This window comes from Aliiglaciecola sp. SL4, assembly GCF_041538045.1.
In the GTDB taxonomy this organism is placed as follows: domain Bacteria; phylum Pseudomonadota; class Gammaproteobacteria; order Enterobacterales; family Alteromonadaceae; genus Aliiglaciecola.
The window spans coordinates 794,105-820,187 of the sequence record NZ_JBGOSE010000001.1 but is presented as its reverse complement, the minus strand read 5'-3'; the positions used below and the strand labels follow the sequence as shown (position 1 = coordinate 820,187).

Sequence of the window (26,083 nt, the reverse complement as noted above, 5' to 3'; positions counted from 1 at the left end):
ACTAGTTTGTTGAATTTAGCAGGAGCCAATTAAGTTACATTCTAAATTGAAAAATCACGGTATAAGTCATTTGCAGACTATCACTTAATCAATTGTTCAATCGCGGTTTAGTATATTAACTCTAGTGCTTCCATTAATTTAATAACGTTAGGTTTTCAATTTTTTTAGCCATTAAACTCTACGTAAAAAATAAGCAATAAGACTTTAACATCAAACCAGTTTATGGCTGTCTTAGAATTATTCTACTTTTATGGCTGTTCAAAACTATCTATTTACCTAATTTCTTTTGTTGTACATCCGTTAACACTTGCCAATACTTTTCTTCGATTTCGATCAAAGGATCAGACATTCTAAGTAGTGATAAATAATCATAAATATTCGTCTGCAATTGACTTACCTTCTGTTTTTTATCGTGATTTTGGTTAGTTGAACCAGACTGCTCTTCAAGTTTTTTTAATAAGCTATCTAGATATTCCGTGTTGACTTGTGTCATCGAATTTAAGTTTTGAGTATCGCTAGATTTTCCCGCTACATCAATTAAAGATAGTCTTCGCTGAGCTTGTGACTCTCGTTTGGCCGACTGCTCAACTTTATGTTTAACAAGTAAATTGGCTTTTTCATATGCTTGTTGAACTGCATCTTCCTGATTTAAAGCAATATCTGCAGGTATTTGCTGCTCAACATCAACTTCCCGAGGTAATTCTAGGTCCAATGCAAGAGGCTCAATTTCCACATTGTCCATTGCTTTTGCAGCTAACGTTAATGCTTCTTTTTCAGCGTATTGAGCCCGCTCAGGCTCATCCATCAGTTGCTCAGTAAATTCATCTTTCTCGGGCAAAGGCTCACTCGCCATTCTTGATGCTACTAAGGGTTCACTTAACTCTTTAGTTTGTAGTTTAGATTTTCTTGCTCGCTGATTCTCATCCAAAGTCGCCTGTTCTGCGATACCATAGGTGTCTACTGCCGCCTGTGGAGCTTGATCCAAACGTGGATCAAACTGCTCGTATTGAGTGTAAACCACTAAGCTTATGAACATTACTGAAGCCGCAATTGAAGCTGGCCATTGCCATTGACGCCAATTAGATGATTCTTTTTTAGTGTCAGTAGGTTGCTTGGCTAAGCCCAGTTTGTGGCTGTCCACTGACTCAATCTTAAGGCTGTCCAGTAATTTTTCAGAGCGCTGATTAGCTAAGTCCAAAATGTGGCTGTCCAATAATTCAGAGGGGGTGGGTTTGTCTTGAGATTGATATAAATTACTTACACCTTTATCGACTATATCGTCATCAGAGGAGGGTTGATTATCATTCATGAGAGGCAGCCTCCGATCTCCAGTCGGGTATTCTTTTAGATAAACAGTCTTTTAATTGAGCATAGGCATAACGCAATCGGCTTTTGGTTGCTTCATGGGACGAGTCGACAACCTCAGAAATTTGTTTTACCGTTAGTGTCGATTCTTCTTTAAGTAAAAACACTTCCAATAACTTCACCGGTAACCTTTGCATACAATCGTTTAAAAAGGCCCTTTGTTTATCCGCTATCAACGTTTTCTCCAATACCGTTTGATGAGCTTCATCATCAGTAGCTTGACCATCCACATCATCAGCAGAATCATCAATCACTTTTTCAACAACTCGTAAATGTCTAACTTGATCAACCACTCGATTACGCGCCATCGCATATAACCATGTAGAAAATTTAGCGTTTGATTCAAATGACTCAGCATTGTCAATAACCTTACTCCAAGTATCCTGAAATAAGTCTTCAGCTAATGGCTGATCTTTCAATTGTCGCAATAAATAGCGATACAAACCGCCTTTATGTCGCTCATATAAAAGCTTAAACGATGCTGCGTCTCCACCAGCAAATCGTTTAAGCAATTCTTCATCTACTACTTGATTCAAACGAGTTTATCTTCCCTAAAATTAATAAGAGGTCACCAAACTTAATCTTTGTGCCTTATTTTCTTTATTTAGCTTTTGTTTTTCAATGCTAATCGAGCCCTTGTTGTCTGTTGGCTCTGCATTGCTTACGTTCTCTGCATTTTCTGAGCGCAAGGTTTTGGCCATTCTCACTAAAGAAACAAATTCAGCACGGTACCCATAATCATCCTTACCTTTGTTGTCATTGGCAAGCGCTATCACCTTTTCTAAATCCAAATTGCCAGTGTATTTACTATTTCTTAATAATTGTGCAAAACCCACAACCGAAGTAGCAAATTTAAAATCAACAGATTGTGCATCAAAATCAGTAATAGTTTGTTTTTCAATTACTTGGTCAATAAGAATACTGTTGTCGTCGTCCAAAGGCTTATAACGTAGTTTGACATGCGCCAGCTCGTTACCCAAGTTAGCATTGCTATTTTGATTACGTTGTTGATAACGTAGCTCATCGTTGAACTTAGCACCATCTTGCAATACCACCTCATAAAATGCAGTTACCGTATGGCCATCACCTATTTCTCCAGCATCCACCTTATCGTTATTAAAGTCTTCGTTATTCAACCTACGGTTCTCATAACCTATTAAACGATATTCCGCCACCGCATTAGGATTAAACTCCACCTGAATTTTTACGTCACGGGCAACAGATTGCAAAGTTGCATTTAATTCTTCCACCAGCACTTTTCGCGCTTCCTGCAAGGTATCAATATAGGCGTAATTGCCATTACCTTTATCAGCCAATTGCTCCATCAAATGATCATTGTAATTGCCTTGACCAAAACCTAAGGTGGTTAGTTCAATCCCCTGCTCTTTTTGTTGTTCCACTAATTCGATTAATTGTTGATGATTCACCCTGCCAACATTGAAATCGCCGTCAGTGGCAAGGATCACCCGATTCACGCCATTATCCTTGAAGGCCTGCTTTGCCAACTTATACGCAAGCTCAATTCCCTCTCCACCATTGGTAGATCCACCAGCTGATAAACGATTCAAAGCCTGCTCTATTTTTATACTCTGATTCGCCTCGGTAGGCTCTAGTACTACACCAGAGGCACCAGCATAAACCACAATAGCAACACTATCCTTTGCCGTTAATTGTTTGCTCAGCATAGTCAGTGCTCGTTTAACCAAAGGTAACTTATTGGCCGAGTTCATAGAGCCAGATACATCCAACAAAAACACCAAATTTTTATCCATCGATTGAGCCTGTTCATCAAGTTCAGTCGACTTACTGCTTTGCTGTTCATTTACAGAATGCGCCTTTAAACCAATCCGCATCAACAAACGTCCTTCATTCCAAGGAGAGTTCGCTACCTGCGTATCAATAACAAAAGGATGACTAGATTCACTAGCCACTGGATACTGATAATCAAAGTAATTCACAAACTCTTCAATTCGTATGGCATCTGCAGGAGGCAGCCACCCTTGATTCAACATTCGTCTAGCGTTGCTGTAACTACCTGTATCCACATCGATTGAAAATGTAGAAACAGGCACATCTCGGGTCATAAACACCTGGTTTTCTTCGTGCTGCTGATAGTTTTCAGTAAAAGTCGGATTCTGAGGCTCCTGTGGTGGGTAGTGGCCAGGTGAAGTTGCCGCTAAATCAGCCATCGTAAATAACTGAGACTCAAGTCGATGCCGAGCTTGTAACTTACCTTGGGATCTCACATGAGCTTCTGCTCGATGAGCAGCCGCAGCGATTCGCTCCGCTTCAGCCATTTGTTCAGCTTGATTGCTTTGCTTATCACTTTCGTACGATGAGCAAGCCGCAAGACTAAAAGCCAGCCCAGTGGCGACAAAAAAATAGCTGAGTTTACCAAGGTTAAATCTATTTTTAATTGCTATATCCAGAGATGACTCAGTTGTTGAATTGACTGATTTAGTAGTGTTCATTTTTATTCCTTTTATATGTCGTTATCTGTACCAACGAATGAATATTAAAAAGGGGTTATTTATTTTTTAGTATTCAACAAAATTAGCTCTAGTTTCTTTTTCATTCAGCTATTAGCAAATCAACTAAGTATTAGTAAATTTCACCAAAAACAATTAATCAAATTCACAAAAAAATTAAACAACAAGCATATCTATATGATTTTTATATATTTTTCTCTATGGCACGGTGAGTGCTTAGTAAAAGAATAAAGACCCTCTTTCGAGTAGTCATTAACAACGACGTTATGCAGATTGTCGTTACAAATAAATTTAAAATGTTTGGTTAACTTTGGAAAATACAATGGACGCTAATAATTATCACAACCATGTTGCAATTTCACGCTCTTCTCTCAAGCAGTTATCACTGGCGGCTTTGCTTTGTTCCAGTTTCTTATTAACCGCCTGTGGACAGGCAGAAGCCAATAAGAATGAACAAGCCGAAACGGAAAAAGTGGCGGTTATTCCAATTCCGGTTGAAGTGAAGGCTTTAGCCCGTGGTGATATATCGTCCAACTATGCAACAACGGCAGTGCTGGAAGCGAAAGAAGAAGCTTTTGTTGTTGCCAGAGCATCGGGGATCATTGATCAAATATTAGTTGAAGAAGGTGATTACGTTGAAAAAGGTCAAGTTCTCGCGAAATTAGATCCCGAACGTTACGAGTTAAACTTGTTACGTGCAGCTGCGGATTTACAAGGTATTGAAAAAGAGCTCGCCAAAGTAAACAAGGTGTACCACAAAAAACTCATTAGTGATGATACCTACGACAAACTAACTGCCCAGTATGAATCTGCAAAAGCAACCTTAGCCCTAGCCAAACTCGATTTGAAAGAAGCAACCATAGTCGCGCCTATCAGTGGATATATAGCCGAACGCAATGCAAAAGTGGGTAATCTTACCGAGTCGTTCCAGCGCGAGCGCATGTTTCATATAGTTCAACAAAAACAGCTTTACGGCATTGTTTATTTACCAGAAAAAGAATTGTCTCGTGTACACAAAGATCAACAAGCGAGCCTACTTCTATCAGCGCTGGACAATACAACCATCAACGCTTTTGTAGAACGAATCAGTCCTGTCATCGATGCCAAAACCGGAACCTTTAAAGTAACCCTTAGAGTGCCAAACGAAGATAACCAGTTAAAAGCAGGTATGTTCTCGCAGGTCAGTTTAAATTATGACACCCATCAAAATGCAACGTTGTTACCTCGCAAAGCATTACTCGCCATCGACGATAAAACCAATGTGTTTGTAGTTGACGCAGACGGCATTGCTAACAAAGTCGCCATTAAGGTTGGTTACCAAGAAGGCAACTTTATAGAAGTAGTGGAAGGTCTTACAGGTGTTGAAAAAGTGGTGGTAACCGGCCATCAAAACCTCAAAGACAAAGCCGTTGTTGAAATCGTTAACAGCTAATTGAGGAATACATTATGAATCTAATTGAAATTGCGGTGAGACGTCCGGTTACCGTGTGGATGTTCACCTTAGCGGTACTTTTATTCGGGTTTGTTTCTCTATCACGTTTATCCTTGAACCTGTTACCTGAATTATCTTATCCCACCCTCACGATCCGCACAGATTATGTTGGCGCCGCCCCTGGTGAAATAGAGCAATTGGTTAGCAAACCCATTGAAGAAGCGGTTGGCGTGGTTAAGGGGGTTCGCAAAGTGACCTCGGCGTCAAAAGCAGGACAGTCAGATGTCGTTTTAGAGTTTGACTGGGGTACCGAAATGGACATGGCCAGCTTAGAGGTTAGGGAAAAACTCGATGTGTTGTTATTGCCCTTAGATGTCAAACGCCCTTTATTGCTGCGCTTTAATCCAAGTTTAGATCCCGTCATGCGCTTCGGACTGGGCGCTAACACAACCACTTCAGAAACCTCGTCCCCTTCAAGTTCATCTCCATCCCAATTGGCTTCGTTGAACGAAACGAGCATGGATGAAGCAAGCATGAAGCGTATCCGTAATTATGCTGAAGAAGATATTAAACGTAAACTGGAGTCCGCTGAAGGCGTTGCCTCGGTGCGTGTTGGCGGTGGTCTGGAAAACGAAATCCATGTGCTCATTAATCAGCACCGCACCAGCCAATTAAACATCCCATTAGCAGACATCATAAAACGCTTAAAAGAAGAAAACATCAATGCATCTGGCGGCCGCGTTGAAGATGGTTCACAAGAATACATCGTTAGAACCTTGAATCAATTTCAATCGTTAGACGATATGCGCAATTTGTATATTGCCACCCGCGATGGTAAACACATTCGTTTAAGCGATGTCGCAGAGGTGAATAACGCCTATAAAGAGCGTTCGTCTGTCACTCGATTTGATGGATTCGAAGGAGTTGAAATTGCCATTTATAAAGAGGGTGATGCCAATACCGTTAATGTGGCTAACGCAGTTAAAGCTAGACTCGATACCTTAAATCAATCACTGCCAGCAAACTACCAAATCCAAATGGTTTACGACCAATCTTTATTTATCGCCAGTGCTTTAGATGAAGTCAAATCAGCGGCCATTATAGGTGGCATATTAGCCATGTTTGTGTTGTATTTTTTCCTGAAAAATATCTGGCCAACCTTAATCATCTCCATATCTATTCCTGTATCCATCATTGCCACCTTTAATTTAATGTATAGCTACGATATTAGTTTAAACATTATGAGCCTTGGCGGCATAGCTTTGGCAATTGGTTTATTGGTTGATAACAGTATTGTGGTATTAGAAAACATCGATAGGCATAAAAAACACAATGCCAATACTCTAGAGGCTGCCGCGAAAGGCACCAAAGAAGTATCAATGGCCATAGTCGCCTCCACCCTCACCACAATGGCGGTGTTTTTTCCATTAGTCTTTGTTGAAGGTATTGCAGGACAACTATTTAGCGACCAAGCACTGACTGTGACCTTTGCATTAGCGGCATCCCTAGTGGTCGCGTTAACCCTTATCCCAATGTTAGCGGCAAGAGAAAAATCTCAACACTCAGGTAAAGAATTAGACCTTGGCCCTCGACCGGTTAAACAAAAACCCACAGGTTGGTTAAAACTAACGGGCTACTATTTGCTGTTACCACTGACACTTTTGGTAAAGTTGATTTTTTATGTGATCCCCGTGTTACTAACCAGCATTACATTGAGCCTGTTTAAGGGTCTATCGAAAATACTAGCATTGATATTTAAACCTATATTATGGGTATTTGATAGATGCTACAAAGCTATAGCAACAACTTATTATCATAGTCTCAACTTGGCTATGCAGGCACGCCTTGCCGTCATTGGAATTGTACTCACCTGCTCGGCTTTATCCTTAATACTTATGCCTAAAATCGGTTTAGAGTTGATCCCACCATTGGCCCAAGGGGAGTTCGATGTTGAAATTACCTTACCCACAGGCTCTAAATTAGACAATACCGATGCCGCGCTTGCAGCCTTAGCTGCCTTTACCCAACAGCAACCGCAGGTAGAGCGAACCTATTCATTGGCAGGCACTGGCAGTTTAATGAATGCTTCCCCCTCACAAGGTGGTGACCATTGGGGTAAATTAAACGTGGTAATGGCAGCTGAAGCTTCAGCTGCTGATGAACAACAAGTGATTGCAGCCATGCGCGAATATTTAAGCTCGCAAGCCGGTGTACAAAGTAAGTTTGGTACACCTGAGCTATTTAGTTTTTCCACCCCACTTGTGGTAGAAATTTCCGGATACGATTTACAAATGTTAAAACGTTACGGTGACAAGCTAGCCCAAGAATTGTCTGACAATGATCGATTTGCCGATATCAAAAGTTCATTGCAAAACGGTAATCCAGAATTAAAAGTGTTGTTTGACCATGCCAAGCTCGCGCAATTAGGCTTAAATGCACCTGATGTTTCCAAATTAATTGCGGCCAAGATTGGCGGTGAAGTGGCGAGTCAATTCAGTATTGACGATCGTAAAGTCGATATTTTAGTTAGAAACCAAATTACCCAGCGAGATTCAATTCAAGATATTTCGCAAATCGTAGTTAACCCAAACAGTGACAATGCTATCCCGTTGGCTGCGGTTGCCTCTATTGAAATGTCAGTAGGTCCCAGTGAAATCACCCGAGTAGGTCAACAACGAGTAGTATTAGTCAGTGCTAACCTGAATTACGGTGATTTAGGCGCGGCGGTAATTGATGCGCACTCAGCCATAGAAGCCGTTAATTTACCGGTCAGTTTACAAGCGAGAGTCACCGGTCAAAGTGAAGAAATGGAAGCAAGCTTTAATTCTTTATACCTGGCATTAGCGTTGGCGATTTTTATGGTGTATTTAGTTATGGCCTCACAATTTGAGTCCCTACTTCACCCATTCTTGATTTTATTTACTGTGCCCATGGCCTGCGCAGGATCAATATACGGGTTATATTTAACCAGCACCAATATCAGTGTGGTGGTATTTATTGGTCTTATTATGTTAGCAGGCATAGTCGTCAATAATGCCATTGTATTGATTGATCGCATTAATCAACTTCGTGCCAAAGGCGAAGACAAAATGACAGCCATTAAACAAGCTGCTCATAGTCGTTTACGACCTATTCTTATGACCACACTCACCACTATTTTGGGGCTGCTTCCCATGGCGATTGGTTTAGGTGAAGGTTCGGAGATTCGCACCCCTATGGCTATCACGGTGATTTTTGGTTTGTTGTTTGCAACCTTTTTAACCTTATTTATGATCCCCGTGTTGTACAGCCTATTTGACCGTAAGTCATATGTGCCAGAACACAACAAAACCTCAACACAACAAGTTACAAGTGAGGTGGTATATGGATAAGTTTGCTCACGCAGGCGCAGCATTGGCAAGTTTTGCCATACGACGTCCAGTCACCATCTCCATGTTATTCTTTTCGTTGTTAATAATGGGATTAGCCGCGAGTAAAATGTTGCCATTGGAAAAATTTCCAGGCATCGACTTTCCAGAAATTTTTGTTCAAGTGCCATACAAAGATGCGACTCCTGCGGAAATCGATAAAATGATCACCCAACCGGTGGAGGAAGCCTTAGCGACTATGTCGGGGATTAAACGTCTACGCTCCCGCTCTACGGAGAATAATGCCGAAATTCAAATTCGTTTTGATTGGGATACCAATATTAAAGCTAAAAGCATTGAAGCTCGCGAGAAAATCGATGCCATTCGGCACCTATTGCCAGAAGATGTAGAACGGGTATTGGTATTTAAATTTAATTTAAACGATATGCCGGTTTTTCAACTGCGATTATCTAGTGACCGCGATATATCCAATTCCTATGACTTACTAGAACGCAATCTTAAGATGCCCATTGAGCGCATTAAGGGAGTGTCAAAAGTCGAATTGTACGGCGTTCAGAAAAAACAAATTTCTATTCGATTGGATCCCCAACGTATTGCAGCGCTGCACATTGATACCGGTAAACTAACAAAAACCCTGAGAGACGCCAACTTTTCCATGACTGCCGGCCAGTTTTTTGATCTCGAGCAAAAAATCACCGTCAACCCGGTGGGTGAATACCGTAGTAAACAGGAAATTGCAGATCTTATTATTCAACCCAATGTGCGTTTAATGGATATTGCCACGGTGAAATATGAAACCCCTAGAGCCGAAGAAGGACGCCACTTAGATCGCACCCATGCCATTGGTCTAAATATCTTTCGTGAATCTGGTGCCAATTTAGTGGAAGTATCCGATGCTGTTATGCAAGAAATTGAAAAAGCACGGAACAGCACTGCCTTTAATGGTATCAACTTATTTATCATGGATGATGAAGCCGACTCAGTCACCACATCCCTACAAGACTTGTTGAATTCAGGGCTAATTGGCGCGGCGCTATCGATTATTGTGTTGTATTTATTTTTACGTAATCTCGCCACCACTCTTGTGGTGGTATTGTCTGTGCCTTTTGCAATTTGTATCACTCTAGCCTGCATGTATTTCTTAGGTTACACCCTCAACATATTGTCGTTAATGGGCTTGATGTTAGCAGTGGGCATGTTGGTAGATAATGCGGTGGTCGTTACAGAAAGTATTTTTCTGGCCCGTGAAGACGAGCCTGATCCAGTAGAAGCCACTAAAAAAGGCGTCGGCTTGGTAAGTTTGGCGGTAATTGCAGGTACAGCCACCACTGCCATTGTGTTTTTACCGAATATTGTTGGTGCCAAAGAAGAAATCACGGTGTTTCTGGAGCATGTTGCCGTGTCCATTTGTATATCATTATTTGCCTCACTCATTTTGGCACAAACTCTGATCCCGCTGTTGACTACAAAGTTAAAAATAAAACCCAAAGCCAAACAACAAAAACCGTCAAAAATGAAAGACTTGTATGAGTCAATCTTAACCTGGACCTTAAAAAACCAAGGGAAAACGGCTTTGATTGCAGTACTAATCCTAGTAAGCACTATGATCCCCATGTCCCTGTTAAAAAGCGACGAACAAAACAATGGCAACAATGGCCGTATTTGGTTGAATTATAATGTGCAAGCAAACTACAACCTCAAAGAAGTGGAAAAGACAGTAGCTAAAATGGAGGAGTATTTATATGCCAATAAAGAACGATTTTATATTAAACAGGTGTATAGCTATTTCACCACAGGAGAAGCCGTTTCTGGCCTAACCTTAGAAGATGATATCCCGATGAAAATTGCTGATCTTAAAACCTTAATCAAAGATGAGTTTCCTGCATTTGCACGGGCAAAACCCTCTTTTCAATGGGACCAAGGCAGTGGTGGCGGAGTCAAAATATCACTATTTGGACAGTCATCTGAAACCTTAATGGAAATCGCCAATGATATCGTGCCTGTATTAACAAGCGTTGAAGGCTTAACCGACGTTAAGGCAGACATAGATGGCCAAAATTTTGAGCTACAAATAAAAATAGATCGAGACAAAGCCTTTCGTTTTGGATTAAACACTCAGGATGTGGCAAACACTATTAGTACGGCGTTACGAGGCTCAAACCTACGTACATTTAGAAATGCCAGTAATGGCGAAATCGATATACGTTTGCTCTACGATGAAACCCTGCAAACCTCCATTGACGCATTACGTAACTTAATTGTGTTTAGAAACCTTGAGCAAAACGTGACTTTGGATATGTTGGCTGATTTAACAGTGAAACCAAGAATGTCCCATATTCAACGCGACGGCAGACAAACCGCTTTAAGTATTGGTGCAAACCTAGAAAGTGATCTCACCATTGAAGAAGCACAAGAGCGTATCGAAGCAATCATGGCTAATGTGCAACTCCCCAATGGTTATTCTTGGGCGTTAGACGGCAGTTTTCAGCGCCAAGATGAAGATGAAGGAGTGATGATTACAAATATGATCTTAGCCGTGTGTATGATTTATATTGTCATGGCAGCTCTTTTTGAGTCCTTACTGTTACCTACTTCGGTACTAACGTCGTTGATATTCTCGTTTACCGGAGTATTTTGGGCATTCTTAATTACTGGTAATCCCATGACCGTAATGGGCATGATCGGCATGTTAATTTTAATGGGCATAGTGGTGAACAATGGCATTGTGCTGGTTGACCGAATTAATCAGTTAGTGAATCAAGGCATCGCTGTGCAACAAGCGATTATTGAAGGTTGCCTGACTCGCGTTCGGCCAATCTTGATGACCGTTTCTACCACAGTGCTAGGCTTAGTTCCTTTAGCCCTAGGTGACGTTAGCATCGGTGGAGACGGGCCGTCTTATTCTCCTATGGCGATTGCCATAATCGGCGGTTTGATATTCAGTACCGTTACCAGTTTGTTCTTAGTCCCGTTAACTTATCTATTGTTACTCAAACTGCGTCGCAATGCTTTAGAGATGATCGCGGATAGTAAACAACTGGTGGCTAAGGTAACTGGTGCTTAACAGCTCTGCCTGTTAATCGGTGCCCTAAGAGCTAATTACTGCTCGCGGGGCTAAGGGCTGTTAACGGGGCTAAGGGCTATATACCAGCTAAAAGCTTTAGCCCATAGCAGTTAGCGTTTATCGGCTAATTTATCCATTAGAAAGTCGATGGCTGCTTTTTCAGATGCAACCAATTCACCATCGGCTTGGGCGATATCCTCGGCCAATTTTAAAGCTTGTAATTTCATTCCAGTATCTGACAATAGATTGGCGCGGTGAGCTAAAAAGTTTTCAATTTCATCCTCCGCAATCGCATCGATAACTTTCTTCTCAAGGGTCACATAATAATCCAGTTTATCGATTTCGCTAGACCACTCCAGTTTTGCTAACCAATCTTGCATATACCGTCTTTCTTGTTCATCAATGACACCGTCAATCATCACAAACATAAGTGCTATATCAAATAACGCCTGACGTTGAATTTGATCTGTACACTGACCTAAGTCTAAAGCTTGAATAAATATAGTAAACCTCATCAACTTGCTCCATGGTGTTTTATAATCCAATCTAAAGTATCCTAGCCCAAACTATCATAATCTGCTAATCAAACATGGCCAAATCTGCACAACAACATCAATCGAATCATTGCATTGTCGGACTCATTAATCCTAAAAGCCCAACAAATGTAGGGGCGGTATTGCGCGCTTCAGGCTGTTATGCTGGCGAAGCAATTGTCTATACTGGAAAGCGCTATGAGCGCGCTAAACAGTTTGCGACAGATACCAAAAATGCCCAGACACACATTCCGTTAACGGCCAAAGAAAACATATTTGACGACTTACCCGATGGTTATCAAAAAATTGCCTTCGAATTGGTAGAGGGAGCGACACCACTACCCCACTTCCAACATCCAGAAAAGGCAATTTATGTATTTGGGCCTGAAGACGGCTCAATTCCCCAACCAATCCTTAACCAGTGTGACGATATTGTATATGTGCCCACCATAGGCTGTATGAATTTAGCCGCCTCAGTGAACGTGCTTTTATATGACCGAATGGCAAAACAGCAAGATACAGTTTATTCCGATGAAATTATTCGTCACAGTCGAGATACTAATAACAAACTAAAACGAAAAACAAATTCTGCTAATAAAAAAACACCTAATGCATCGACAGAACTAAAAAATTAACAAATAAATAACATGGTAGCTTTCTAAATAGACATATTTATGTATTAATTGAAGCATGGTTTCACGCTGTTTACATCACATCGATAAAAAAGGAACGCTACTATGTCTGAAGATACTCGGATTCCCCGTGACCCAGAGAATGATCACACTGTTGAAATGGCAAAAATTCGTCGGCAGTTTTTAAAACAAAAAACTGGTGCCGATATGAAATACACAGGTGAGTTCAGTATTGACCCTGGGGTTCTACCGGGCAATGTAGAAAACTTTATTGGTATCGTGCAAATGCCAGTGGGCATAGCCGGCCCCGTGCAAATTAATGGTGAAAATGCCAAAGGGTTATTTTATGTTCCCCTTGCCACCACTGAAGGTACCTTAGTAGCCAGTTACAGTCGTGGGATGCGAGTAATTAATGAGTGTGGCGGAGTAAAAACCACAGTAGTAGAGGGCTGGATGCAGCGAGCCCCAGCCTTTATCTTTGAAGATGCCAGACAAGCCCGTGATTTTGGACAATGGGTGGAGCAAAATTTCGAACACATAAAAGCGGTGTCCGAGTCCACAACCAGTGTTGGTAAATTAGAACATATTCAACAATGGTCGGTAGCAAAAACTCAGTATTTACGGTTTAACTACACAACGGGTGATGCTGCGGGTCAAAACATGGTGGGTAAAGCCACCCTTGTTGCCTGCGAATGGATTAAAGCCAACTCTCCAATCCCGTGTATGTATCTACTTTCTGGCAACATGGATACAGATAAAAAGCACTCCCACTTAAATATGCTGCACTCCAGAGGAAAACGGGTCATAGCCGAGATTGTATTGAAAAAAGAGGTATTAGCGCGGGTAATGAACGTGGATACAAAAGTGTTAGCTGGAGCAACCACACTGGCCAATAACGGCGCTCAATTAGCCGGTGCAGCTTATAATGGCCCTCACTCGGCCAATGGTATTGCGTCATTATATATTGCCACGGGTCAAGATGAAGCCAATGTGGTTGAATCCCATGCTGGTATGCTATCCCATGAATTACTTGATAACGGTGATTTTTATTTAGCCGTCACCCTCCCCTCGTTAATAGTGGCCACCTTTGGTGGTGGTACCGGGTTGCCCACCCAACACGAGTGTTTACAATTATTGGATTGCGTTGGCAAAGACAAAGCCAATAAATTCGCCGAAATCGTTGCTGCAACTGTGTTAGCTGGCGACATCTCATTAGCCTGCGCGGTCATTGCCGGTCATTGGGTTAGCAGCCATGACAAAATGGGCCGTAATCGTTAAATTTTATTAGGTTATTCATAAACTCAGATACGGGCTCGTGAAACACGAACCCGTATTTATTCAACTGAGCTTCGAAATTTGCCCATAGTTTTTTATGCTATTTACCTTAGTTATCTATTCTCGCATTACTTGTTTAAAAATATTTTTTAAAATCATTTAAACCTTTTCAGCTAAGCCCTCGACTTACTCTCTGATTGTTCCAATAATTTCAGAGAAAAAAACATGAAAATTGAAGATACCAGTGGACAAGATGTCGTACTGGCAAATAAGAAAAATAAAAAGCCCCTCGTTATCATCATTGTTATTAGCATTGTCTTGCTTGTTAGCTATTTCACTTTAGCTCCAGCGTTAAGTAACTGGTCCAGCTCCGACTACTCCATTTCAGCTCAGCGCTTACGTCTTGGCACAGTTAAAAAAGGCGACCTAGTAAGAGATTTGTCGGTGCAAGGGCGAGTTGTCGCCTCGGTTAGCCCTAGACTCTATAGTCCTGCTCAAGGAACGATTACCTTCAAAGTAGATGCTGGAGATTCAGTTGAAATTAATCAGGTATTGGCTTTAATCGACAGCCCAGCGTTGACCAATGAACTAAAACAAGAAGAGTCCAGCTTGCAACGTTCGCAAATGGAGTTAGACAGGGAAAAAATACAGGCCAAAAAACAAGCCTTGGAAAATCAAAAGGCGGTGGATCTGGCACTAGTTGCACTGACTGCCGCTGATCGGGAAAAACGTCGCGCAGATAAAGCCTATGCCACCCACTCGATTAGTCAAATCGATTTCGAAAAAGCCCAAGATGACTTACAAAATGCAAAACTCGTCCACCAACATGCAGTACGAGATGCGCAACTAAATCAAGAAAGCCTAGCCTTTGAAATTCAAACTAAACAACTGCAATTGGCAAGACAGAGCTTGTTGGTGGAAGAATTAACTCGCAAGGTTGATGAATTAACCATGCGTTCCCCGGTCAATGGCATCGTCGGTAACTTAGCCGTACAACAGAAAAACCAAGTAACCCAAAATCAGCCTATTTTAAGCGTTGTGGACTTATCAGAATTCGAACTGGAGGTTGATATTCCAGAAAGCTACGCAGATGACTTGGCAATAGGAATGCCAGCACATGTCAGTTTCAATGGCGAGACGCATTTAGCCACCCTAGTCACTATCTCACCTGAAATTGAGAACAATCAAGTGAACGGGAGAGTGCGTTTCGCCGCCCATAATGCAGCCGGAGAAGCTCTAACACAGCCCCAAGGATTGCGCCAAAATCAGCGCTTAACCACGCGTATATTAATGGAAAGCAAAGCCGATGTATTAATGGTGCAACGGGGACAATTTTTAGACAGTGGTAGTGGCCGAATTGCCTACCGTGTCAAAAATGGTATGGCTGAAAAAACCACTATTACCACAGGTATTCGCAGCTTATCTAACGTCGAAATAATGCAGGGGCTCGATGCCGGAGACACCATCATCATATCAGGCACAGAACAATTTAACGGTGCCCAGCGAATACTCATCACCAATTAATTGGTTCGGTAGTGAATAGCGAGAACAAGCTCACAAACTACCGCCCCTAAAAATTTAAAAGAAAATTAGAACAAGAATAAGGAAAGCACATGTTAACCATGACAGATGTAAAAAAAGTATTTCGAACCGATCTAGTTGAAACTCATGCACTTCGTGATTTTAATTTACAAGTAGACGAGGGAGAATTCGTCGCCGTTACAGGCCCTTCTGGCTCAGGAAAAACCACGTTTTTAAACATCGCCGGTTTATTAGAAACCTTTGAAGGAGGCACGTATCAATTAGACGGTCAAAATGTAAGCCATCTTAATGATAAACAGCGTAGCCAACTTAGAAATGAAAAAATTGGTTTTATCTTTCAAAGTTTTAACCTGATTCCAGATTTAAATTTGTTTGACAACGTCGATGTACCCCTACGCTATCGAGGGTTTAAGAGTGCTCAACGGAAAAAACGCATCGAAGAAAGTCTTGAGTTAGTGGGGTTGGCTAATCGTATGAAACACCTCCCCTCTCAGCTTTCAGGGGGTCAACAACAACGTGTGGCTATTGCCCGTGCATTGGCCGGAAACCCACGGTTTTTACTTGCCGATGAACCCACAGGTAATTTAGATACCAAGATGGCACTGAGTGTTTTGGAATTACTGAAAGAAATTAATCAGCAAGGCACCACCATCGTCATGGTGACCCATGATCAGCATTTAGCTTCACAGGCTAAACGCAATATATATGTCCGCGATGGTCAAGTAAGTGAACTAACCGGCACGCCTGACTCCAGCATTGTTGCAATCAATCAAACTGCCATTGGTTAAGGACAAATGATGTTTACTTATTATCTTCGTTTGGCGTTAAAAAGTATCAAACGTAATCCTATTTTGAGTGCCTTGATGATCACCGCTATTGGCCTTGGTATTGGTGCAAGTATGACAACGGTAACCGTCAATTACCTAATGTCGGCCAATCCTATTCCCCACAAAAGTGAACAACTTTTTTATGTGCAATTAGACAGTTGGTCTCAGTTTGAACCGGCCCAGGAACCGAATGAGCCACCAGATCAAATTACTTGGACAGAGGCCACCAACTTAATGCAAGCCAAAAAAGCTTATCGACAATCGGCGATGGCTTCCACCGGCGGTGTCATTGAGCCTAAGGGTCAAGATGAAAAACCCTTTATGGCCAGTATTCGTTTAGCTTTTGCAGATTTTTTCCCGATGTTTGATGTACCTTTTTTGTATGGTAGTGGCTGGCCAGACAGCAGCGATGACAACAGAGATTATGTGGTTGTGATCAGCAAAGCCACCAATGAACGGGTATTTGGAGGTGAAAACTCCGTTGGCCGCACTATCCGTATTGTCGGTGAAAATTTTCGGGTTGTGGGAGTTCTCGACGATTGGCTGCTAGTGCCGCGTTTCTATGATGTCACCACCGGGGCTTTTGACGAAACGGAAGAAGTCTTTATGCCGTTTTACATGAAACAGGAATTAGAGTTAACCAACGGTGGCAATACCAATTGTTGGAAAACCCCTGAAGGAGAAGGTTTTACTGCATTTTTGCAATCCGAATGTGTTAACTATCAAATGTGGGTTGAACTAAGAAACGACAATGAAAAAGCCCAATATATGGACTTTTTAAACAACTATGTTAATGAGCAAAAATCACTTGGCCGATTTGCGCGACCACTAAACAACCGCCTCTCTAACGTGATGCAGTGGATGGAAAATCAACAAGTCGTTGCCGACGATGCACAGATCATGATGTGGGTGTCCTTTATGTTTTTGTTAGTTTGTTTACTCAACACCATAGGTTTACTACTGGCTAAATTTACCGGAAAAGCCTCTGAAATAGGCTTACGCAGAGCAGTAGGCGCATCTAAAACCGATTTGTTTATTCAACATTTAGTGGAAACTGCTTGTATTGGCGTAGCCGGTGGGATCTTGGGGTTAGGCTTAGCTTACCTTGGATTAGAAGGGATTAAATCCTTGTATGGCGAATTTGTACAACACTTAGTTGGATTGGACTTAACGATGATGATCAGCGCTATTTTACTGGCACTAATATCAAGTATTTTAGCGGGTATGTATCCCACATGGCGAGCCTGCAATATTGCCCCTGCCAGCCAGTTAAAAAGTCAATAAGGAGAAGACCATGAGCTCTAATCAATGGGAAATCGGTCCAATATTTCGTGCCTTGATGCGTAATAAAGTAGGGGCAATTTTAATTGCCATACAAATAGCGGTCACTATGACAATAGTGGTGAATTCAATTTTTATTATTCTTGAACGGGCACAGCGTATCGAACGAGATAGTGGTATCGACGAGATCAATAGTTTCTACCTAACTACCACGGGGTTTGGTGATGGTTTTGATCCTAAAAGCACAGCGTTTAATGATTTAGAACTAATAAGAAATACCCCTGGGGTGTTAGATGCAATACAAATTAATGCCATTCCCGTTAGTGGCGGTGGCTGGTCGATGAGTTTTCAAACTGAACCTGGGGAAGAAAAAGAAACCCAAGGTGCGGCTATTTACATGGTGGATGAACACGCTACCGAGGCTTTAGATCTGGAAGTAATTGCCGGAGAAAACTTTCTCCCCATAGACGTTCGATGGCGACAACCTGGACTTAGAGATTGGCCAGACAATGTATTGATCACCAAAGTGCTGGCAGAGTCGTTGTTTCCAGATATCCCTTATCAAAATGTGGTAGGAAAAACCATTTATATTAGTCAAACAGAGCCCATGATCGTTAAAGGGATAGTAGATAAAATTCAAGCACCTTGGGTAGGTTGGGATGATTTAGAACACACAGTGTTAACCCCTGAAATAACCGGATTCGAATCTAACCGCTACTATATCCGCGCCCAAGCTGGGCAGCGCGATCGAATCATGCCGATTATCGAAGAGGCCTTAGCCTCATCAAATAAACAACGGATTATTCGCGGTATGCGCACAGTACAGGAAACCCGAGAACGCAGTTATCGCGGTGACACTGCCATGATAAAAATACTATCGACGACCATGGTTATACTGACTATAGTAACCGGTTTGGGGATTGTTGGTTTAGCCAGTTTTAGCGTAAATCGTCGTAAAAAACAAATTGGTACCCGCCGCGCACTAGGAGCAAGCCAAGGTTTAATTGTTCGTTACTTTATGATTGAAAACTTTTTAATCAGCACTGTGGGTGTCATCTTAGGTGCAGTGCTAACAGTTGCGTTAAATATGCTGTTAGTGGAAATGTTTAGCTTAAATGCATTGGATTGGTATTTCATACCCGCGGGGATGATAGTCCTGTGGATGGTAGGCCAAATTGCGGTGTTCGGTCCAGCCCAAAAAGCAGCTAAGATCCCGCCAGCACTTGCCACGAGAACCGTTTAAAAACTCAAATCATGGGGAGCTTCGAATGGCGAAGCTCCCCATATTAGGCGTTTCCAGCCATGCTCACATGCATAAGAACCCGCTAACTTTTTAAAGGTTTATTTCAACACCACACCTTTAATCTGCGCGAACACGTTAAGAGCTTTAACCAACTTTAGTTGCGAAAAAGATCGTTGTGTAATCTGACTTAGTATCACCGCATTTCGAACCTGCAGTTTCAAAATTACACTGCCATTTTCGATATGTTTAAAATCCACTATTTGTGCAGGCAGAACATTGAGAATACTGGTATCTGTTGCTCGAGACAAAGACACACTCACATCTTTTGCATGTATCACTACTTTCATTGTCTGACCAATAAATTTGGCACTGCTTCTGTCAAAAGTATTCACCCAAATTTGACCCGCAGGTGTATCTAATGCACTGACATGTTGTTGTTCATCAATGGATTCAACGTTAGCGCTAAGCACACTTTGCAGATCTGACCCTAAGGTCAAAGGTTGATGCAGATCTGTAAGTAAATCAGCACTGTCACCCTGCCCTACAACTCCGCTTTTATCAATTAACACCACATGGTTAGCAAGTCGTGCCAACTCCGATTTAGAATGGGTAACATAGATAACAGGTATGGATATTTGTTCGAGTAAAGGTGCTAAATAATCTAGAAACAGGCTCTTCAGTTCATCATCCAAAGCACTTAAGGGTTCATCCAATAGTAAAAGATCAGGCTGTGTCGCTAGCGCCCTTGCAATTGCCACTCGTTGCTGTTCACCACCGGATAGTGAATTTGGCAAACGCGTTAACAAAGGTGTTAACTGCAACAGCTCAATCAACTGGGGAACATTAAAGCGTTCTTCTCTACCTTTATGGGCCTTTAACCCCTGATAGAAATAAATATTTTGTTTTACTGTTAAATGCTCAAACAGGCTTGCTTGTTGAAACACCATACCAATATGACGATGTTGGGGTGGCACAAATGTGTGCTGATCTTGCCACACTTGTGATTTAAAGGTGACCTGTGCATTCTCAACGTTTTCCAAGCCTGCGATCACTCTGAGGATGGTAGTCTTTCCTGCACCTGACGGACCAAACATTGCGGTTACGCCAGTAGATTTAAGCGTTAATTTAACCTCAACCTTTCCGCTGTGTAGCGGTTTCGAAAAACTTAGCTGCAAACTCATTTATTCACCATTTTGAAACCTTTATTGGTGCCGTAAACGATTAGCAGTAAAACAAACGAAAACACTAATAACCCGGCAGCTAACCAATGAGCCTGTTGATACTCTAATGACTCCACATGTTCGTAAATGGCGATGGAGACAACTTGAGTTTGGCCAGGAATATTGCCACCAATCATAAGCACCACGCCAAACTCACCAAGGGTATGGGCAAAGCCTAATACGGCTGCACTGATCACCCCAGGTTTCAACAGCGGAATAATAATCCGGAAAAAGCGCTCGGATTTAGAAGCACCTAAAGTGGCAGCAACCTCTAAAGGCCGTTGCTGTAAATTCGCAAATGCAGTTTGCAATGGCTGGATCACAAAAGGTAGTGAATAAATACAAGATCCGATAACTAACCCTGTAAAACTAAAGGCTAAATTGCCTGCCCCTAAGGCATTTGATAGTTGCCCCAAAGTCCCATTTGGACTCATCAGAATCAACAGGTAAAAACCAAGCACCGTAGGCGGCAGTACAAGAGGAAGAGCAACTAAAGCTTCAAATATAAATTTATATCGCCATTTCGATTTAGCTAACCAAAAGCTTAAGGGAAAACCAATGATTAATAACAGCAAAGTAGAAATTACAGCTAACTTGATGGTCAACCAGAAGGCTATTAAATCAGCTGAACCTAACATTATGGTATGCCATATCCGTGCTGGTCGATAATAGATTGCGCGGCTTTGGAGGATAAAAAATCCACAAATTCCTCGGCAATTGGCTTATTAGTTAGCAGAACTCCTTGCTGTCGAATAGGCTGATAATCGTTTGCGTCTAATTCAGTGAAGCCACTAATCGGCTCCTGTTGCACCATCGACAAGGCAACGATGGCAATTTGCGCATTCCCAGATTTCACATACTGCATCGCCTGATTAATATTTTCTCCCATTACGATTTTACGGCTAATTGCAGGCCATATACCTTTATCAAGCAACCAATTTTTGGCCGCTAATCCATAAGGTGCTAGTTTAGGATTAGCAATTGCAATATGTTCAACATCTTTATTGGTTAGCTCCCCTACGGAAAATTGGGACGATGTCATATTGGGATGAAACACCACCAACTTTCCGTAGGCGTAAGTAAAGGCTTTGTTTTGATGAGTTAAACCTAAGCTTTGTAACTGTTGTGGACGGACATCATCGGCGGAGAGAAATATATCGTAAGGCGCACCATGGGAGATCTGCGCAAACAACTTACCGGTGGACCCAGAACTGACTAATATTTCCTTGTTATAGGCTTGTTCAAACTCTGACTTTAACTGTTTTAAAGTCGATAAAAAATTGCTGGCCACAGCCACATGTATCACTTGATTAGCCCCAGCACTGCCCAGATGAAAAAGTGCTATGAGTCCACACAGCACCCCAAACAATTTAGTAATTAACGTCTGTTTTGGTTTTTTCATCTCTTGAATATGGCGTTGTTTACCAAGGTAAAATTTCACCATTTGAATGCCAAAAGCTACCGGTATTATCTAAATTTAACTCATCAATACGAGTTAATAAGCGTGCTGCTGCATCTTGAGCTGAGATATCACCGCCATAACTCACCATTTCAGTTTGCACATAACCTGGATGCAGGAGTGCTACGGCAATGCCCCGCTCTTTTAAGTCACTAGCCATAGATACCCCCACCGCATTTAAAGCAGCTTTAGACATGCGATACCCGTAATAGCCGCCGGAGCTGTTGTCTGTCAAAGAACCCATGCGACTTGTGATGTGTGCCACTTTGGCACCTTTTCTAAGCTGCTCGAGTAACGTTTGCGTAACCAGTAGTGGTCCTAATGCATTAACCCTAAACTGATGCTCGATAGTATGAGGGTCCCATTCAGTAATGGAATCGCGACCTAATACACCCGCATTATTAATAAGTAAGTCTATTTTTACGTCTTTTAATTTGCTTAATGCACTAGGTAAGGAGTCTGGGTTTCCCACATCTACCTTTGTCATAACCTTTGCGCCACTTTTGTCTAATTCGTCGGAGCTATTACGACATACCCCATACACGTCCCAACCTTGGGCTAAAAGCTGCTTTGTAAGTTCTAATCCAATACCGCGATTTGCACCCGTTATAACTGCATTTGGCATTATCCCTCTCCATTATTTAAGGTTTGAATGAGTTTTTCTAAGTCTTCTGGGGTATCTATGCCTGTGGGCGGCGCTTTTTGCGCATGGTCCACATGGATCTTTTCACCATGCCATAACACCCGCAGTTGCTCTAAAGATTCTATTTGTTCAAGACCAGACGGCGCCATGTTCACATACTGCTTTATAAAACCCGCTCGATAAGCATAAATACCGATGTGGCGTAAATAAAAGTCACCAATTTCATCAATACTGTCGGCATCCATAAAACGCGAACGGTCATAAGGTATGGCAGCGCGAGAAAAGTACAAAGCATATCCCATCTTATCAGTAACGACCTTAACAGTATTGGGATTAAATACATCTTCAACATCAGTGATTTTAACACCTAAGGTGGCCATCTCGGCATCTTTAAATTGAAATAGGTTTTCTGCTACTTGGCGTATATTTGCCGCAGGAATAAAGGGCTCATCTCCTTGCACATTGACCACTATCTCATGGGCTAATAGCCCTTCCACATCCACCACTTCAGCCAATCTTTCAGTACCTGACTCATGATGGGCTGCTGTCATACAGTAATTACCACCAAAATCCGTCACAGTTTTCGCGATGCGAGCATCATCAGTGGCGACAATAACTCGAGTAGCACCGGCTTCTAATGCTCTTTCATAAACATGTTGCACCATGGGTTTACCATTAATTTCAACTAATGGCTTGCCAGGAAAACGGGTAGATGCATAACGAGCGGGAATAATGACAGTGAATTTCATTGTTAACCTTTATCTAAATTTTCAATATCAGTGGATGTTAATTCCCTAGCTTCATTTTCTAACATCACCGGAATATTATCTTTAATTGGAAAAGCTAAACGGTCGAAACGACATATCAACTCAGAGTCTTTAGCCTGATATTGCAGCTTACCTTTACACACCGGACATGCCAGTATTTCCAGAAGTTTTTTATCAAATGCCATATGTATTATGTATCCTTTTTAATGGAGTCTAGTTTCTGTTTTAATTGTAAAGTAAAACTTTGCGGTAATGTTGCAAAAATCGGTAAATACCACCACTGTTCTTTTGCAATGTTGCGACATTTTACCGCATCTTTTTCGGTCATGACTATACTTCCGTCTGGAAAGTCTAAAGGTTTAAATTGGTAATGATCGATAAAAGAAAGATGTTGTTTAACCGGCACCTGTAAATCATCTAATAAGTCATAAAACCGCTGAGGATTACCAATTGCCGCTACGGCTGTAACTGGCTCGTCAAAATCACTGACGGTTTTTATTAGACTATCATCTTTTAGGTTAATAAAGTCCCCTGGTTTTATGCCCATTGGTATTTCAGGAGGTGAAGGCGCACCACTGTTATTAATTACGAAATCGACAGTTTGTAACCGTTTTTGTTTTTCCCTTAGTGGTCCCATGGGGAGCAACCAACCGTTACCGTGTTTTCGAGCTCCATCAATCACCACAATCTCAATATCACGATGCAAGGCATAGTGTTGCAGACCATCGTCACAAATCACCACATCACATTGATGTTTATCCACTAAATACTTAGCCCCTCTTGGGCGTTTAGGATCAATAACCACCGGACACTTGGCCCGTTGTTTTATTAATAAGGGTTCATCACCAACAAGGTTAACATCACTATTTAAATCCACACTGGTGGGGTAGAACGAGGTTTTACCACCATAACCACGGCTCAATATGCCAGGTTTGTATCCTTGCTGGCTTAGCCAATCTGCTAGAAAAACGACGACTGGCGTTTTACCATTTCCGCCCACTGAAATATTCCCCACAACAATCACAGGCACAGAAATTTTATGGGATTTGAGCCATCCAATCTTATAGCCTAATCGCCGCAATCCTGACAACAACCAAAACAGGCAAGTAACAGGAAAAAGTAGCCACTTAACTAACTGATGCTGGGGTGCTGGGTTAAACCAAACTTTTTCAATAAAGGTCACTTAGTGTTTATTCCCATCACTAAATTGCAACTTGTGAAGTTGCGAATACGCCCCTTGTTGCTGTAACAAAGTATTGTGGTCGCCTTGCTCAATAATTTTACCTTGTTCTATAACCATAATTTGGTCTGCATTTTCAATGGTAGATAAACGGTGAGCTACCACAATGCTAGTTCTATCCTGTTGTAATTTGTCTAAGGCATCTTGAATTAAGCGCTCTGATTCGGTATCTAGCGCAGAGGTCGCTTCATCTAAAATTAAAATGGGTGCATCTAGCAAAATTGCCCGAGCAATGGCAATACGTTGACGTTGCCCTCCCGATAATTTCAAGCCGTTTTCCCCCACCATAGTCTCGTAACCTTCTGGTAATTGATCTACAAATTCCTGAACATGGGCAATTTTAGCCGCTTCTAGAACTCGTGAGCTATCGACGTTCTCAGTGGCGTAGGCAATATTATTAAAAATAGTGTCATTAAAAAGGGTGACATGTTGAGAAACTAACGCAAATTGTTTACGCAGATCCGTTAATTTAATCTCTTCAATGGGAATATCATCTAAACGGATTTGGCCCTTCTGAATATTATAAAATCGAGTTAATAAACTTGAAATAGTCGACTTACCGCTACCCGAACGGCCCACTAACGCAAAGGTTTGCCCGACTTCAACCTTAAATGAAATATTACTCAAAGCCGCCGTGGGCGTCCCTGGATAACTGAACGTGACGTTATCAAACTCAATTTTACCTTTAAGTCGACTTATGTGCTTTTTCCCAGAGTCAATTTCAACCTCCTGATCAAGCACATCAAAGATACTGGCACAAGCCGCCATTCCCTTTTGGAACTCACTGTTCACGGTGGTCAATTGCTTTAAGGGTTTTAGCAACATGGTCATACAAACCACAACTGTCGTAAAAATACCTGGGGTTAGTCCTTCCACCATACTCGGCAAACTAGAAATATATAACACCACAGCTAAAGCAATGGATGCCAGAATCTGAATCGATGAAACACTCAACACGCGGGCAACCACTAATTTCATATTTTGCTGGCGATTGTGGTTATTACGTTCATTGAAGTTTTGTTTTTCTTGTTTTTGACCACCAAACATCAATACCACTTTATGGCCTTTAATAACTTGTTCTACAGACGAAGTTAAATTACCCATGGTTTGTTGAATGGTTTTACTGACCTGGCGAAAACGCTTGCTGACCACAGAGACGATTACCGCTACCACAGGCCCTATCAGAATAAAAACTAATGATAATTGCCATGAATAATAAAACATTACCGCCAACAACCCAATAACAAAGGCACCCTCGCGAATTAAGGTTAATAAAGCTTTACTGCCGGCCCCTGAAACTTGTTCTGTATCATAAATAACTTTTGATATAAGGCCACCAGAAGCATTGTCGTCATGGAAAGACACCGGTAAGTACATATATTTTTCGAACAATTGTTGGCGCATTTTCATGACGATTTTGCTGCCTATCCATGCCAGTGTATAAGTTCCCATAAAATTAAATAAACCACGAGCGATAAAAATAGGCACGACGAAATAAGCGGCAATACGCAATGTTTCAAAGTTCTGATTCCCCAAACTATTATCAATAATGGGTTGTAACTGAGAGAATATCCAAGAGTCGATAGCGGCATATCCGATCATGCCAATAATCGCCATCAAAAATGCCAATTTGAATTCCTTCAAATAGACTAGAAAACGTTTGAACAGAGATTGTGTAGGAAGCGTTGAATTCATTTATGGGC

21 protein-coding genes are annotated in these 26,083 nt (G+C 41.7%); 9 read left to right on the top strand and 12 right to left on the bottom strand.

The features are described 5' to 3' along the window. Nucleotides 1-268: 268 nt before the first annotated feature. Genes AB6T38_RS03705 through AB6T38_RS03695 form a run of 3 tightly spaced genes read right to left on the bottom strand, consistent with a single transcriptional unit; the run spans nucleotide 269 to nucleotide 3,836 of the window. The gene (locus AB6T38_RS03705; protein WP_372546024.1) at nucleotides 269-1,309 is read right to left on the bottom strand and encodes a hypothetical protein; all 1,041 of its coding nucleotides are present in this window, start codon (nucleotides 1,307-1,309) and stop codon (nucleotides 269-271) included. After that, nucleotides 1,302-1,901 (bottom strand): sigma-70 family RNA polymerase sigma factor, encoded by a 600-nt coding sequence (locus tag AB6T38_RS03700; RefSeq protein WP_372546023.1) that lies wholly within the window; start codon nucleotides 1,899-1,901, stop codon nucleotides 1,302-1,304. The genes AB6T38_RS03705 and AB6T38_RS03700 overlap by 8 nt, the downstream gene beginning before the upstream one ends. A 21-nt stretch (nucleotides 1,902-1,922) precedes the next feature. Beyond that, entirely contained in the window at nucleotides 1,923-3,836 is a 1,914-nt protein-coding gene (locus AB6T38_RS03695) for a von Willebrand factor type A domain-containing protein (protein WP_372546022.1), read from the bottom strand. Between the two features lie 340 nt (nucleotides 3,837-4,176). Here AB6T38_RS03695 and AB6T38_RS03690 point away from each other — a divergent pair, with 340 nt between their 5' ends. From AB6T38_RS03690 to AB6T38_RS03680, 3 genes are read left to right on the top strand one after another with little or no spacing between them, the layout of a single operon-like run. Continuing rightward, nucleotides 4,177-5,286: an efflux RND transporter periplasmic adaptor subunit gene (locus AB6T38_RS03690; protein ID WP_372546021.1), complete on the top strand. Its 1,110-nt coding sequence runs from the start codon at nucleotides 4,177-4,179 to the stop codon at nucleotides 5,284-5,286. 14 nt (nucleotides 5,287-5,300) lie between these two features. Then, on the top strand, nucleotides 5,301-8,657 hold the full coding sequence (locus AB6T38_RS03685; protein WP_372546020.1) for an efflux RND transporter permease subunit: 3,357 nt from the start codon (nucleotides 5,301-5,303) through the stop codon (nucleotides 8,655-8,657). Beyond that, nucleotides 8,650-11,718 (top strand): efflux RND transporter permease subunit, encoded by a 3,069-nt coding sequence (locus AB6T38_RS03680; protein WP_372546019.1) that lies wholly within the window; start codon nucleotides 8,650-8,652, stop codon nucleotides 11,716-11,718. The genes AB6T38_RS03685 and AB6T38_RS03680 overlap by 8 nt, the downstream gene beginning before the upstream one ends. Nucleotides 11,719-11,828: 110 nt before the next feature. Here the strand turns inward: AB6T38_RS03680 and AB6T38_RS03675 are convergent, their stop codons facing one another. Further along, nucleotides 11,829-12,233, bottom strand: a complete 405-nt coding sequence (locus tag AB6T38_RS03675; protein WP_372546018.1) for a TerB family tellurite resistance protein — start codon at nucleotides 12,231-12,233, stop codon at nucleotides 11,829-11,831. Between the two features lie 74 nt (nucleotides 12,234-12,307). Here AB6T38_RS03675 and AB6T38_RS03670 point away from each other — a divergent pair, with 74 nt between their 5' ends. The 6 genes from AB6T38_RS03670 to AB6T38_RS03645 all read left to right on the top strand — a co-directional run bounded on the left by AB6T38_RS03670 (nucleotide 12,308) and on the right by AB6T38_RS03645 (nucleotide 19,051). Then, entirely contained in the window at nucleotides 12,308-12,886 is a 579-nt protein-coding gene (locus tag AB6T38_RS03670; RefSeq protein WP_372546017.1) for an RNA methyltransferase, read from the top strand. 102 nt (nucleotides 12,887-12,988) lie between these two features. Continuing rightward, nucleotides 12,989-14,161 carry a hydroxymethylglutaryl-CoA reductase gene (locus AB6T38_RS03665; RefSeq protein ID WP_372546016.1) on the top strand — a complete coding sequence of 391 codons (1,173 nt, stop codon included), beginning with the start codon at nucleotides 12,989-12,991 and terminating at the stop codon, nucleotides 14,159-14,161. Nucleotides 14,162-14,383: 222 nt separating this feature from the next. Next, a complete protein-coding gene (locus AB6T38_RS03660) occupies nucleotides 14,384-15,682 on the top strand; it encodes an efflux RND transporter periplasmic adaptor subunit (RefSeq protein ID WP_372546015.1) in 1,299 nt (432 codons plus the stop codon). A gap of 89 nt (nucleotides 15,683-15,771) precedes the next feature. Beyond that, nucleotides 15,772-16,488 carry an ABC transporter ATP-binding protein gene (locus AB6T38_RS03655; RefSeq protein WP_372546014.1) on the top strand — a complete coding sequence of 239 codons (717 nt, stop codon included), beginning with the start codon at nucleotides 15,772-15,774 and terminating at the stop codon, nucleotides 16,486-16,488. Nucleotides 16,489-16,497: 9 nt separating this feature from the next. After that, nucleotides 16,498-17,811, top strand: coding sequence for an ABC transporter permease (locus AB6T38_RS03650; RefSeq protein ID WP_372546013.1), 1,314 nt, complete (start codon nucleotides 16,498-16,500; stop codon nucleotides 17,809-17,811). A gap of 10 nt (nucleotides 17,812-17,821) precedes the next feature. Next, nucleotides 17,822-19,051 (top strand): ABC transporter permease, encoded by a 1,230-nt coding sequence (locus AB6T38_RS03645; protein ID WP_372546012.1) that lies wholly within the window; start codon nucleotides 17,822-17,824, stop codon nucleotides 19,049-19,051. Nucleotides 19,052-19,149: 98 nt separating this feature from the next. On the opposite strand, the gene modC is transcribed toward AB6T38_RS03645, so the two are convergent. The 8 genes from modC to msbA are packed head-to-tail and all read right to left on the bottom strand — an operon-like array spanning nucleotide 19,150 to nucleotide 26,075. Then, nucleotides 19,150-20,232 (bottom strand): molybdenum ABC transporter ATP-binding protein, encoded by a 1,083-nt coding sequence (gene modC, locus AB6T38_RS03640; RefSeq protein ID WP_372546011.1) that lies wholly within the window; start codon nucleotides 20,230-20,232, stop codon nucleotides 19,150-19,152. Continuing rightward, complete coding sequence (gene modB, locus AB6T38_RS03635; RefSeq protein ID WP_372546010.1) at nucleotides 20,229-20,909, bottom strand: molybdate ABC transporter permease subunit; 681 nt, start codon at nucleotides 20,907-20,909, stop codon at nucleotides 20,229-20,231. The genes modC and modB overlap by 4 nt, the downstream gene beginning before the upstream one ends. After that, nucleotides 20,909-21,715, bottom strand: coding sequence for a molybdate ABC transporter substrate-binding protein (gene modA, locus AB6T38_RS03630; protein WP_372546009.1), 807 nt, complete (start codon nucleotides 21,713-21,715; stop codon nucleotides 20,909-20,911). Before modA ends, modB begins: the two co-directional genes overlap by 1 nt. Further along, entirely contained in the window at nucleotides 21,693-22,355 is a 663-nt protein-coding gene (locus tag AB6T38_RS03625) for an SDR family oxidoreductase (protein WP_372546008.1), read from the bottom strand. Before AB6T38_RS03625 ends, modA begins: the two co-directional genes overlap by 23 nt. Continuing rightward, nucleotides 22,355-23,122: a 3-deoxy-manno-octulosonate cytidylyltransferase gene (gene kdsB, locus AB6T38_RS03620; RefSeq protein ID WP_372546007.1), complete on the bottom strand. Its 768-nt coding sequence runs from the start codon at nucleotides 23,120-23,122 to the stop codon at nucleotides 22,355-22,357. Before kdsB ends, AB6T38_RS03625 begins: the two co-directional genes overlap by 1 nt. A 2-nt stretch (nucleotides 23,123-23,124) precedes the next feature. Then, nucleotides 23,125-23,325, bottom strand: a complete 201-nt coding sequence (locus AB6T38_RS03615; protein WP_348493125.1) for a Trm112 family protein — start codon at nucleotides 23,323-23,325, stop codon at nucleotides 23,125-23,127. A 5-nt stretch (nucleotides 23,326-23,330) separates the two neighbouring features. Beyond that, entirely contained in the window at nucleotides 23,331-24,323 is a 993-nt protein-coding gene (gene lpxK, locus AB6T38_RS03610; RefSeq protein WP_372546006.1) for a tetraacyldisaccharide 4'-kinase, read from the bottom strand. Further along, nucleotides 24,324-26,075, bottom strand: coding sequence for a lipid A export permease/ATP-binding protein MsbA (msbA, locus tag AB6T38_RS03605; RefSeq protein ID WP_372546005.1), 1,752 nt, complete (start codon nucleotides 26,073-26,075; stop codon nucleotides 24,324-24,326). It abuts the gene before it with no gap. Nucleotides 26,076-26,083: the final 8 nt, after the last annotated feature.

Coding starts and splice junctions, on each gene's coding strand:
- modB (WP_372546010.1), bottom strand. CDS start 20,909: ATGTTAGGTTCAGCTGATTTAATAGCCTTCTGGTTGACCATCAAGTTA.
- AB6T38_RS03685 (WP_372546020.1), top strand. CDS start 5,301: ATGAATCTAATTGAAATTGCGGTGAGACGTCCGGTTACCGTGTGGATG.
- AB6T38_RS03665 (WP_372546016.1), top strand. CDS start 12,989: ATGTCTGAAGATACTCGGATTCCCCGTGACCCAGAGAATGATCACACT.
- AB6T38_RS03675 (WP_372546018.1), bottom strand. CDS start 12,233: ATGAGGTTTACTATATTTATTCAAGCTTTAGACTTAGGTCAGTGTACA.
- AB6T38_RS03695 (WP_372546022.1), bottom strand. CDS start 3,836: ATGAACACTACTAAATCAGTCAATTCAACAACTGAGTCATCTCTGGAT.
- msbA (WP_372546005.1), bottom strand. CDS start 26,075: ATGAATTCAACGCTTCCTACACAATCTCTGTTCAAACGTTTTCTAGTC.
- AB6T38_RS03670 (WP_372546017.1), top strand. CDS start 12,308: ATGGCCAAATCTGCACAACAACATCAATCGAATCATTGCATTGTCGGA.
- AB6T38_RS03615 (WP_348493125.1), bottom strand. CDS start 23,325: ATGGCATTTGATAAAAAACTTCTGGAAATACTGGCATGTCCGGTGTGT.
- kdsB (WP_372546007.1), bottom strand. CDS start 23,122: ATGAAATTCACTGTCATTATTCCCGCTCGTTATGCATCTACCCGTTTT.
- AB6T38_RS03625 (WP_372546008.1), bottom strand. CDS start 22,355: ATGCCAAATGCAGTTATAACGGGTGCAAATCGCGGTATTGGATTAGAA.
- AB6T38_RS03660 (WP_372546015.1), top strand. CDS start 14,384: ATGAAAATTGAAGATACCAGTGGACAAGATGTCGTACTGGCAAATAAG.
- AB6T38_RS03655 (WP_372546014.1), top strand. CDS start 15,772: ATGTTAACCATGACAGATGTAAAAAAAGTATTTCGAACCGATCTAGTT.
- AB6T38_RS03690 (WP_372546021.1), top strand. CDS start 4,177: ATGGACGCTAATAATTATCACAACCATGTTGCAATTTCACGCTCTTCT.
- AB6T38_RS03705 (WP_372546024.1), bottom strand. CDS start 1,309: ATGAATGATAATCAACCCTCCTCTGATGACGATATAGTCGATAAAGGT.
- AB6T38_RS03645 (WP_372546012.1), top strand. CDS start 17,822: ATGAGCTCTAATCAATGGGAAATCGGTCCAATATTTCGTGCCTTGATG.
- modC (WP_372546011.1), bottom strand. CDS start 20,232: ATGAGTTTGCAGCTAAGTTTTTCGAAACCGCTACACAGCGGAAAGGTT.
- AB6T38_RS03650 (WP_372546013.1), top strand. CDS start 16,498: ATGTTTACTTATTATCTTCGTTTGGCGTTAAAAAGTATCAAACGTAAT.
- modA (WP_372546009.1), bottom strand. CDS start 21,715: ATGGTGAAATTTTACCTTGGTAAACAACGCCATATTCAAGAGATGAAA.
- AB6T38_RS03680 (WP_372546019.1), top strand. CDS start 8,650: ATGGATAAGTTTGCTCACGCAGGCGCAGCATTGGCAAGTTTTGCCATA.